The following is an 11,868-nucleotide window of genomic DNA, read 5'->3' on the forward strand; positions in this document are numbered from 1 at the left end:
GCGAGCACCCTATAAATGGAGGATGACATGGAAAGCAGCATTAATGGAATCGATCAGGTGTCGCCTTTTGTGCGAACTGTAAAGATTAGCGAGACCCAATACCTTGTGGGAGAATGGGTGGATTATGATCATGTGTTTACGTACATCGAACAAGGTGAAGCTGAGATCATTTTGGACGGCATCCAATACGAAATCAAGGCGGGGGACGCCATTCTGATTCCACCGATGAAGCTTCATTTTATCCGGTCCACATCCGATGAGCCCTTAATTCAATACATTTTTCACTTTGATCTGTTTCATTGGGATGACCAGAGCCAGTGGCATGAAACCGGTGTCTATAAAGGGCAGAACATCGAAATTAAGCCGGAAGAAGAAATATTGTCAGCGCTGTACCCGATTTCGCATATCCACCCGGCACATCGCTTAGAGCTGTATAAGCGATTTCATATCCTTCGGCAGGAGTTTATGAATAAACGCCCATATTACCGGGTTTTCATGAAATCGCTTGCTTTGGAATTGCTCATACACTTTTTAAGAAACCAACATTCATCCCAAGAAGGAAAGGGAACCAAAACGAAAGGCTGGGCATCCATCGAAAAGGCGATTTTGTACATCCAGCAGCAGTTTAGCGACCCTCATCTAAATCTGGAGCAAATTAGCAGGAATGCAGGGCTGTCGACAAATCATGTATCGCATCTCTTTAAAGAACAGCTTGGCATTACCGTTTACAAATATTTGACTTACGTTCGAATGGAGGAAGCCAAAAGAAGATTGCTTGAAAACGACCTTTCGATCACACAGATTTCTGAGAAAGTAGGATTTACGACTATTCACGCGTTCAGTAGAACCTTCAAAACGATCGTTGGGCTCACAGCCAGTCAGTTTATTGAAGGTTATTCGAATACAGTCGATAACGGGGTCAAACCTTTTTCAGGGGAGGATTAGATGGAGAACAAGAAGATTGTGTTTACCGCTCCTTGGCAAGTCGAGGCAGAAACGGATGTCATAGAGGACGGGCGCATCGGGAAGCATGAAGTGCTGGTTCAGAAAAAATATTCCTTGATCAGCCCCGGCACCGAACTGGCCTGCTTATCCGGAAACGAAGGCTGGTTTCAAATGCCCGGTGTGCCGGGATATTCTTCCGTAAGCGAAATCATCGAGTTAGGGGAAGAGGTGCAGGGTTTTAAGAAGGGCGATTATGTTTTTCACTATGGAGATCACAGCTTGTACTCTGTAGTTTCAGCGAGTGGGATCTTTTTGAAAGCACCGTCCGACTTGCCGCTTCATTGGGTACCCTTCACCCGGATGGCTTCGGTTGCCATGACATCGCTTCGGGTATCGGATATCGAGCTTGGAGATCACGCGGCCGTGACGGGATTAGGACTCATCGGCAACATGGCGGCTCAATTGGCCACTCTGCAAGGGGCCTCCGTCATCGGAATAGACCTGTCCAACAATCGATTGGAGACGGCTCGAGCAAGCGGGATCGGGAATACGCTGCAGTCGGGTCCCACGGTTCAAGAACGGATAGCTGAGATGACCAGCGGCAAAGGCGTGTCGACCCTGATCGATGCAACGGGCATACCCCAAGTCGTAAGAGAGGGACTGCCGTGGGTGGCTAAATATGGCGAAGTGGTCCTGCTCGGAAGTCCGAGAGGGGAGTATCGCGATAACATAACGGATCTTCTAAACTACATTCACTTGGATGGACACGGTTGTATCACCTTTAAGGGAGCGCACGAATGGAGATATCCCGTGGAGCCTGACGCCTTTGTGAAACATTCGTTAACCCGGAACTCATATATTATTTTTGATCTCATGAAAAAGAAAAAACTGAAAATTGAACCTTTGATCAGTCACATCGTAAAACCGGAGCAAGCCGCTCAAGCATACGAAGGGCTGCGAAATGACAAAGATCATTATCACGGTGTCTTGTTCGACTGGTCCTAAAGAATTGGCTCTTAACTGTGAAAATCAAACAGAGAAAGCTGTCCGGCGGTGACGCCGGGCAGCTTTCTTTGTTTGAGGTTAGATAAAGAGCTCAATGTCGACTAGAACATAGAATTGAGGATTATAACGATTACGGTGACTAGAACTTGAAGCATACCGCAGAAGAGAATTCAACATATGGAACAATCAGGAATAGAGCTCGCTTTCAAGGTGGATACTATTGACCATAAATAAAATCGCGTACCTACAAGCAAGATGGGGCCGATCCTATCTTTCACTTACGCATAGAGAACGTCTCGTTTCCGTCCGCTTTAGTCTCAAGTTGTGTGATCACGAAGTCGGGATATTTGCGTGAACGCTAAGTTTATGGTTATTGAGCTGTATTTTCTTTGTAAAATGCCCTGAGGAGGTTGGATGATGCTTGATCTATATATGGTGCTATTGCTTGCCGCCACATTTTCGGCATTTTATGGATTAATGTACTGGTGCGAGCGTACGATCAAAGATCCGACGGGAGAGGATAACCCATGATTATCGTCGCTATTTTCACCCTGCTCGTATTTTTGTACCTAGTCTTCGCGTTGGTGAATCCCGAAAAATTTTAAGCCGTCAAATAAGTAGGAGGGGGAAGTCCGATGGGCGTCTTACAGATCGTAATTATCCTTGTGGTAACGGTGCTGTTGATCAAGCCGCTGGGAACTTACATCTATCATGTATTTTCCAATGAACCAAACCGGACCGACAGGATCTTCGGTTGGCTGGAGCGCTTCATCTATGCACTAATCGGGTTGAAGCAGCGGGCTGGCATGACGTGGAAAAGATACGTCCTAAGTTTCCTGTTGACCAATATTCTGTTTGTGGTGATTGGCTATCTGCTGCTGCGGATTCAGAGCGTACTCCCGCTGAACCCGAACGACATCGGTAACATGGAGCAGACGTTGTCATTCAATACGATTACTAGTTTCATGACGAATACGAATCTGCAGCATTACAGTGGCGAATCGGGACTCACCTATTTCACCCAGATGGCCGTCATTATGATGATGATGTTTACATCGGCTGCCACCGGGTTGTCTATAGTTATTGCCTTTATCCGCGGCCTTACAAGCAGAGGGCATACACTCGGTAATTTCTTTGAGGATTTCGTCAAGTCGCATACGCGCATCTTATTCCCGGCAGCCATCTTGGTGACGCTGTTATTGGTAGCCTTGCAGGTGCCGCAGACATTGAACCCGATATTAACCGTCACGACGCTCGAAGGAGCAGCTCAACAGATCGCCATCGGACCGGTAGCTTCACTGGAATCGATCAAGCATTTGGGGACTAACGGCGGTGGGTTCTTTGGAGTCAACTCGGCCCATCCGTTCGAGAATCCGAGCTCACTGACGAACATCGTCGAAATCTTATCGATGTGGCTGATCCCCGCCAGTCTGCCTTATGTTTACGGACGATTTGCGAAGAACAGCAGGCAGGGTTGGGTGATCTTCAGCGCGATGATGACACTTTTCATAGTGTTTCTGTGCGTCATCTATGCGTCGGAGATGAGGGGCAATCCTCAGATTACTGCCATGGGCATTGATACGTCGCAGGGCAACATGGAAGGCAAGGAGGTTCGCCTGGGGGTCGCCCAATCCTCGCTCTTCTCGACGGTAACTACGGCGGCAACGACGGGCTCAGTCGATAATATGCATGACACGCTGACACCGCTGGGAGGGGTGGTGCCTCTGGCCCAGATGATGCTAAACGTCGTCTTCGGCGGCGAAGGCGTTGGGCTGATTAACATGCTGATGTATGCGATGCTTGGCGTGTTCCTGTGCGGCTTGATGGTCGGGCGGACGCCGGAATTCCTCGGACGCAAGATCGAGCCGAAAGAGATGAAGCTAATTGCCGTGGCGATCCTGATGCATCCATTCATTATTTTAGTGCCGACGGCCATCGCGTTCTTGACCGATCTGGGACAGGGCTCGATCACCAACCCTGGCCACCACGGTATCAGCCAGGTGCTGTACGAATATACATCGTCCGCGGCCAATAACGGCTCGGGCTTCGAGGGGCTGGCAGACAATACGCCGTTCTGGAACATTACGACCGGACTTGTCATGCTGCTGGGACGCTATATCTCGATGATCGCGATGATGGCGGTGGCCGGCTCGCTCGTGCGTAAGCACCTGGTGCCCGAAACCATCGGCACGTTCCGAACGGACAACGCGCTGTTTTATGGAATCCTTATCGGGACCGTGCTTATTATAGGCGCGTTGACATTCCTCCCGGCGATCGTGCTGGGCCCAATTGCCGAACATCTGACGCTGGGATCATAAAAGAGAGGGCCAGGGGTGAAAGAGATATGAGTACTGGGCGAAAAAAAACGATGTTGAGTAAGGGAATCGCGCGGGCGGCGATGAAGGAAAGCTTCGTCAAACTGAATCCGATGACGATGATGAAAAACCCGGTCATGTTTGTCGTAGAAGTCGGCACGTTCATCGTGCTGCTGATGACGATTTTTCCTTCTTATTTCAACACGAGGAACGATATCGGCTTTAATATAGCAGTATTTCTTATTTTGCTGTTCACGGTTCTGTTCGCCAACTTCGCCGAGGCGTTGGCTGAAGGCCGGGGAAAAGCGCAGGCCGATACGCTGAAGAAAACAAAGAAGGAAGTTACAGCGAATAAGGTAGCCACAGACGGCGTCCAAAAAGTGCCTGCGGCGGAGCTGCGCAAGGGCGACATTGTCATCGTCTCGCAGGACGAGATGATTCCCGGCGATGGCGAAGTAATTGAAGGCATCGCCTCGGTTGACGAATCCGCTATTACGGGCGAATCTGCCCCAGTCATCAAGGAGGCTGGCGGGGACTTCAACTCTGTCACCGGGGGTACACGCGTCATTAGCGACCGCATTCACGTCCGAATATCGTCCGATCCCGGCGAATCGTTCATCGATCGCATGATTACCTTGGTAGAAGGCGCCAAGCGTCAGAAGACGCCGAACGAGCTGGCGCTTAACACGCTTCTCATTACCCTGACGATCATTTTCCTAATCGTGGTTGTGACGCTGTCACCCATTGCGAGTTATTTGAACATTGAACTGAAAGTGCCTATCCTGATTGCCTTGCTTGTTTGCTTGATTCCAACGACGATTGGCGGTCTTTTGTCCGCCATAGGCATTGCAGGCATGGACCGGGTGACCCAGTTCAACGTATTGGCCATGTCCGGCAAAGCGGTCGAAGCGGCTGGCGACATCAACACGATGATTCTCGATAAGACCGGTACAATTACGTTTGGAAACCGGATCGCGAGCGAGTTCATTCCGGTGGGTGGCGAAAGCCTGGAAACGCTCGGTGAGTGGGCGGCCGTCAGCTCGGTTAACGACGAGACGCCGGAGGGCCGTTCGGTGCTGGAGCTGATGAAGTCAAAGTCGCTCCACTACGACGAATCGGTATCCAATGGAGGCGAGGTTGTCGAATTTAAGGCTGATACGCGGATGAGCGGCGTTGATCTGAAGGATGGCCGCAAAGTGCGTAAGGGAGCGGTTGATGCGGTCAAAAAGTGGGTGTCCGCACAGGGCGGCAGCATACCCGGCGACCTGGATTCGAGCAGCGACAACATCGCCAGAGAAGGCGGCACACCGCTTGCTGTCGCCGTGGATAACCGGATTTTCGGGTTGATCTATTTGAAGGATACGGTCAAGCCCGGCATGCGCGAGCGGTTCGAACAGCTGCGCCGGATGGGCATCAAAACGATCATGTGTACGGGTGACAATCCACTGACGGCGGCCACAATTGCCCGGGAAGCTGGCGTGGATGATTTCATCGCAGAGAGCAAGCCGGAGGATAAAATTGCGGTTATCCGCCGCGAGCAGGCCGAAGGCAAGCTCGTCGCCATGACGGGGGACGGCACGAACGACGCGCCTGCGCTGGCGCAGGCGGATGTGGGCCTGGCAATGAACAGCGGCACCACGGCCGCCAAGGAAGCTGCCAATATGGTCGATCTCGATTCCGATCCGTCAAAGATCATCGAGGTGGTCTCCATCGGAAAGCAGCTGTTAATGACGCGCGGCGCACTAACGACATTCAGTATTGCTAACGATATCGCCAAATATTTTGCGATCATTCCGGCCATGTTCACGCTGGCGATTCCGCGCATGCAAGTGCTCAACATTATGGGGCTGGGTACGCCGATGTCGGCGATTCTTTCGGCGCTGATTTTTAATGCCGTCATTATTCCGCTGCTCATTCCACTGGCCATGAGAGGCGTCTCCTACAAGCCGATGAGTGCATCGAGGCTGCTTGGCCGCAACATCGTATTATATGGGATCGGCGGTGTCATCGTGCCTTTCATTGGCATTAAACTAATCGATCTGATCGTTCATATCTGGGTGTAATTCTGTCCAGATTCTAATGCTGCCTTGCGCTCCGGTTAATCGGTGTTTCCGAGCGCCTGCGATCGCTCATTTATCACATTGAATGGAAGGAAGAACATAACATGGATCAATCGTCGAAGATGCCGGGACATACGGCGGGCTCCTATGCCTGGATCGCCGTAAGGGCGGCCATCGTGTTTATCATTCTTTGCGGGATTGCCTATCCGCTCCTATGCACGGGGCTTGCGCAGGTGATCATGCCGGGTAATGCGAACGGCAGTCTGATTAAGGATTCGACCGGCAATGTCGTCGGCTCGGAACTGATCGGGCAGCGGTTCACCGATCAGAAATATTTTCAAAGCCGCATTTCTAGCATCGAATATAAGGCGGAAGCGTCGGGTTCGAACAATTATGCCCCATCGAACCCCGACATGCTAAAGCGAACGAAGGATTTTATCAACGCATGGAAGGAAGCCAACCCGGACGTTCCGATTTCCGAACTGCCGATCGCCTTGGCCACCAACTCCGGATCCGGTCTCGATCCGCATATTACGCCAGAATCAGCCGCCGTACAAATTCCCCGTATCAGCAAGCTAACCGGTATCGATTCAAACACGCTGCATCAGTTGGTCGACAAGCATACAGCCGGGCGCGATTTGGGCCTTTTCGGAGAGCCGCGGGTCAACGTACTGGAGCTAAACATGGACTTGAAGTCGCTGATGACGAAATAAAAGGTTGATAGTTGGTACCCTGTTTGTCCTTCGGGCGGCGGGGCTTTCTTGCGTTAATGAGAGGGGAGGAGAGACGATGAAGGAATTCGGCCGCAAGACGCCGGAAGAGCTTCTTCATTCCATCATGAAAGTTCACTTGGGCCGTCTGAAAATCTATATCGGCTCAGTTAGCGGAACTGGGAAAACGTATCATATGCTGCAGGAGGGACACACGCTGAAGGCGCAGGGCATCGACGTCGTCATCTGCGTCGTGTCAACAATGGAGCGCCGGGAGACGATCGAGCAAGTCGGCGACCTGGAGCAGGTACCGAGCATTAAATGGTACAAGGACGGCGACGAGCATAAGGATCTGGATTTGGATGCCATTATGGCCCGCAATCCGGAAGTCGTGTTGGTTGACGAGCTTGCCCACCGGAATCGCGATGGAGCACGCTTCCCGACGCGCTTCGAGGATATCCGCTTCCTGCTTGGTCTGGGGATCAGCGTCATCACGACGGTCAACGTCTACGAGCTTAAGGGCGTGACGGAGCAGGCCCAGAAGCTGACCGGCATCGTGGTGAAGGAAACGGTACCGGACTATACGCTGGAGCTGGCCGATGAGGTGCGGCTGATCGACGTAACCCCGGAAACGATACTGGAACGGCTGTCGAACGGTTATATTCACCAAGGCGATTCAGGCCTTTTCGAACGCGGCAATCTGGCCAAGTTGCGCGAACTGGCGCTGCGCCTTGTCGCTGGAGGTGTCAACGATTCGCTGGAGAAACACCGCGAGGAAATGGGGCTTAGTGGGCCGTCGGGGGCGGCGGAGCGTATTCTCGTCTCGACGCAGTATCATTGGAACGGGTCGATCTACGTTCGTCGTGGCCAGCAAATCGCCAAGCGGCTGAGCGGAGATTTGAGGGTCGTGTCGTTTGTTCCGCCCCAAACATCGCTTTCGAAGGAGGCTGCGGCGTTCAAAAGCTCAATTATGCAGCTCGTCGACAAGGTTGACGGCGTATTCGAGGAAATTACCATCCCGTCCCGCAGGGCGCTGCCTCGCATGCTGGCAAGCTACGCCGCCCGGCACAACGTCACACGGATTGTAATGGGCCATTCGAGGCTGAGCCGTTGGCAAGAATGGTGGAAGGGATCGGTGGTAGGCGGGCTGGTCAAGCGGATTCAAAATACGGATCTGTTCCTTGTAGCCGACCGAGCGATCGAGGAAGGGGAGCGAATCCTGCCGACGCGCAGCCGCCGGAAAGAGAAGCAGGATCCTTACCGTCGATTAAGCGATGCGGATCTCAAGCAGAAGATCGATCGGATTCGGCGAGGCAAATGTAAAGTTTACATCGGTGCGGCGCCAGGCGTCGGCAAAACGTACACGATGCTGCGGGAAGGGAACGATTTGTTAAAGAAGGGCATCGACGTCGTTATCGGGCTTTTGGAAACGCATGGCCGGCAAGAGACGTTTGCCCAGGTCGGCGAGCTCAAGACGATCCCCCGCCTCGTGAGGAACTACAGAGGGACTACGCTCGAGGAAATGGACATGGAAGCGATTCTGAAGCGTAACCCGGAGGTCGTGCTGATCGATGAACTGGCCCATACCAACGTTCCGGGGAGCAAACACAAGAAGCGATACGAGGATGTACTGGACATATTAAATGCAGGCATATCCGTTATATCCACGATGAACGTGCAGCATCTGGAAAGTCTCAACGATGCCGTCGAGCAGATTACGGGTATCCGCGTACGGGAGACGGTGCCTGACAGCATGATGCGTGTAGCGGACGAAGTGCAGCTGATCGATGTAGCTCCGGGAGCGCTGCAGCAGCGGATGAAAGAGGGGAAAATCTATGACCGCAGCAAAATCGATCAGGCGCTCGGCCATTTTTTCAAGCTGGGCAATCTGATCGCGTTGCGGGAGCTGGCACTGCGGGAAATCGCGGACGATGTTGACGAGCGGCTGGAATCGTGGGATAGGCAGGAATCGCTTAGAGGTCCGTGGCGGCGGGAAGAGGTGATCTTCGTTGCCGTGACAACCAGTCCCAATGCGGAACGGCTCATCCGCAGGGGGTTTCGCATCGCATATCGACTCAAGGCGGCGTGGTTCGTCACGTATGTGCATGAGAACGGCGATGTTCCTGAGCCGATGAGGAAGCGTCTCGATAAGCTGAAGGAGCTGACGAACCAACTGAGCGGCAGTTTCGAGCTGCAGCACGCAGGCCACCACAGGCAGGTGGCATCCCGGCTGATCGCCATGGCCGATCAATATGCGGCTACACAGATGATTATCGGTCAATCCACCCGGAGCTTCTGGAAGAAGCTGCAGATGGGTTCCGTCGTGAACGGCATTTTGCGCCATGCCCGTCATATGGATGTACTGATCGTGGCCGATTTCGATCCGAACGTCAAGGTGGATACAGAAGAGTGATCGTCATCAGACACCATGTAGGGTGACGGCATTCATGGTGGACAACCTTACAAATCCTATGTAATGACAAGGAATGATTATTATAGCCACAACAACATATAGCATTTAAATTTGTCATTCTTTCAGATATTGGCTTCGAATGTTCATCATTCACTTTGCTTGACTGTGGCAATGCTGTTCATCCATTTAGAAAGTGGAGCTGGAAATCAACAGGTTCTGGGGATTACAATGTTCTAAATGGCTGTTTATACTATGATCTTGATCCTTTAAGAGTGGTGACCTACATTCTCTGCATATGGCGGCCGACTTGAACATCCAAGGAAGGTGACATACATGAAAACAAATCGTTCTTCATCTCCATTGGGCGATTACATCAAATCGCGCCGGGAACGGCTGCAGCCTTCAGAGGCAGGGATACAGCCGCTGCCCGGACGGAGGCGCACCCCAGGGCTTCGACGGGAAGAGGTCTCTTATCTTGCCAACATGAGCGTGACTTACTACACCTGGTTAGAGCAAGGCAGAGAGGTTAATCCTTCGCCGGAAGTTCTGCTGAATATCAGCAGTGCGCTGCAGCTTGACGTGGATGAACAGAAGCATCTGTTCGATCTCGCAAATGTAGACCCTGCGAGCGCCGGAACCACCCCGAGCAGCGAAGGACCGGATCGCCGCATTTTGCAAAAAATCGTCGACCAGCTGCAATATCCGTCTTTCATCACGGATGAAGGTACGGACGTGATCGCCTGGAACCGGGCGGCAGAACTAATTATAGCCGACTTCGGCAATATGCCGGAAAACGAAAGATATATGCTGAACATCATATTTTTTAAAGAGGATTATCGTAGTCGTCTTGTGAATTGGGAAGGCTTCGCCCGCTACGCCGCAGCGGTTCTCCGGGCAAGCTTTGATCGCAGCAAGGACAACCCGCTGTATAAGGAACGACTCGAACGCTTGAGAAGGGAAAGCGCGGACTTTGAGTATTTCTGGAACCTCTACGAAATCAAACAAAAGCGCGTAACAACCGCGATATTTCGGCTTCCGGACGGGCAGGAAATGGAGTTCATGCTCCATTCCGCGGCCGCAATCGATAACGATCCGGACCTGCACTGGTGTATCTTTGCCCCGGTTCCCGGTTCAGGCACGGAAGAGAGATTAATGTCTCTCCTGGAGCAGGATAGGCTCCCTGAATGAAGAGGATCCTGTTACTCCCATTAATAGTATAAACGTGCTGTGGCTAGCCCCTTTCAATTGCTCGTATGATACAGAGGAATACAACAATTGGAGGGTGTTAAGCATGCAAACATGGTTTATTACAGGGGCGTCAGGAGGCTTGGCTTCGCGCATAACCCGTCGGTTGCTTGAAAGAGGCGACCGTGTAGCCGTAACGGTGCGCAAGCCGGGCGTACTTGACGATTTGAAGACGCAATATGGTTCCCGATTATGGCAGGCTCATTTGGATCTGACTAACCCGCAGCAAATTGATGAGGTGGTCGAACGTGCATTCATGGAACTCGGTACGATCGATGTGTTTGTCAATAACGCAGCCTATGGATTGTATGGTGCCGTGGAGGAAGCAAGCGACAGGCAGATCGAGCATCTGTTCATGACCAATGTTCTTGGATCTCTGCGTGCAGCGCGTGCCGTCCTGCCTTTTTTTCGCAAACAGGGCAGCGGGCATATCGTACAGATATCAAGTATGGCGGGCCATTATTCCACTCCGGGAATGGGATTGTACTGCTCATCAAAATGGGCGGTTGAAGGTGCCTTTGAAGCGCTGGCCAAGGAAGCCGCGTCGTTCGGTATGAAGACGACCATCGTGGAACCGGGTGGAATCCGTACGAATTTCATTACAAGCAACGCTGTATTCGGAGAACGGATGGACGTATACCGCGATAAGGAGGCAGGCCAATTTGTCAGCCTGATGAAGGGAGAATTGCCGGGCATCGATATGAGCATGTTTAATCAAATGGTTGTCGGCGATCCGGATAAAATGGCGCAGCAAATTATACAGCGCGTCGATCAGGGTGACGGTCCAATACGGATGGCGCTGGGCAGCGACGCCTATGAGCAAATCCGGGAAGCTCTGCTGGACAGATTGACCGCTTTGGAAGCACAGAAAGAGCTCGCTTATTCCACGGATGCAGATGATGTATTAAAGCAGGTTTAAAAGTCAAAGTCGCTCCAGATTTGGAGTTACCCCCGTCAAGTAGACAGTTATAAAAAGGACCTAGGCAACCTTAGTTCGGTACTCAACCGGGCTAAGGTTGTTTAATTTTTTCTGGAATCGGTGGTGGTTATAAAATTGAATATAACGATGAATTTCATCTACGAGTTGCTTTTGGTCTGTGTAGTGGTGTAGCCGTAAAGATTCGCTCTTGAAATGGCTGAAAAAGCTTTCCATACATGCGTTATCATGACAATTA

Annotated in this window: 10 protein-coding genes; 9 read left to right on the forward strand and 1 reads right to left on the reverse strand. The window is 51.8% G+C overall.

Translation table 11 applies throughout. From position 1 onward, the window contains the following. Positions 1–27 precede the first annotated feature (27 nt). The 9 genes from CJP46_RS17450 (at position 28) to CJP46_RS17490 (ending at position 11,612) form a co-directional block, all read left to right on the forward strand. A complete protein-coding gene (locus CJP46_RS17450; protein ID WP_094596841.1) occupies positions 28–945 on the forward strand; it encodes a helix-turn-helix transcriptional regulator in 918 nt (305 codons plus the stop codon). Next, positions 946–1,950 (forward strand): zinc-dependent alcohol dehydrogenase, encoded by a 1,005-nt coding sequence (locus tag CJP46_RS17455; RefSeq protein ID WP_094596842.1) that lies wholly within the window; start codon positions 946–948, stop codon positions 1,948–1,950. 527 nt (positions 1,951–2,477) lie between these two features. Then, complete coding sequence (locus CJP46_RS37565; protein WP_094596928.1) at positions 2,478–2,555, forward strand: potassium-transporting ATPase subunit F; 78 nt, start codon at positions 2,478–2,480, stop codon at positions 2,553–2,555. A 30-nt stretch (positions 2,556–2,585) separates the two neighbouring features. Next, entirely contained in the window at positions 2,586–4,268 is a 1,683-nt protein-coding gene (gene kdpA, locus CJP46_RS17465; RefSeq protein WP_094596843.1) for a potassium-transporting ATPase subunit KdpA, read from the forward strand. 26 nt (positions 4,269–4,294) lie between these two features. Continuing rightward, the gene (gene kdpB / locus CJP46_RS17470; protein WP_094596844.1) at positions 4,295–6,328 is read left to right on the forward strand and encodes a potassium-transporting ATPase subunit KdpB; all 2,034 of its coding nucleotides are present in this window, start codon (positions 4,295–4,297) and stop codon (positions 6,326–6,328) included. 101 nt (positions 6,329–6,429) lie between these two features. Further along, positions 6,430–7,038 carry a potassium-transporting ATPase subunit KdpC gene (gene kdpC / locus CJP46_RS17475; RefSeq protein ID WP_094596845.1) on the forward strand — a complete coding sequence of 203 codons (609 nt, stop codon included), beginning with the start codon at positions 6,430–6,432 and terminating at the stop codon, positions 7,036–7,038. A gap of 76 nt (positions 7,039–7,114) precedes the next feature. Next, positions 7,115–9,448, forward strand: a complete 2,334-nt coding sequence (locus CJP46_RS17480) for a universal stress protein (RefSeq protein WP_094596846.1) — start codon at positions 7,115–7,117, stop codon at positions 9,446–9,448. Between the two features lie 333 nt (positions 9,449–9,781). After that, a complete protein-coding gene (locus CJP46_RS17485) occupies positions 9,782–10,636 on the forward strand; it encodes a helix-turn-helix transcriptional regulator (protein ID WP_094596847.1) in 855 nt (284 codons plus the stop codon). A gap of 103 nt (positions 10,637–10,739) precedes the next feature. Continuing rightward, the gene (locus CJP46_RS17490; RefSeq protein WP_094596848.1) at positions 10,740–11,612 is read left to right on the forward strand and encodes an SDR family oxidoreductase; all 873 of its coding nucleotides are present in this window, start codon (positions 10,740–10,742) and stop codon (positions 11,610–11,612) included. A gap of 60 nt (positions 11,613–11,672) precedes the next feature. Here CJP46_RS17490 and CJP46_RS17495 read toward each other — a convergent pair. Further along, the coding region (locus CJP46_RS17495) for an IS3 family transposase (RefSeq protein WP_143812990.1) at positions 11,673–11,868 on the reverse strand (196 nt) is incomplete at its 5' end.

It is taken from the genome of Paenibacillus sp. XY044 (assembly GCF_002257645.1).
Lineage (GTDB): Bacteria > Bacillota > Bacilli > Paenibacillales > Paenibacillaceae > Paenibacillus_AQ.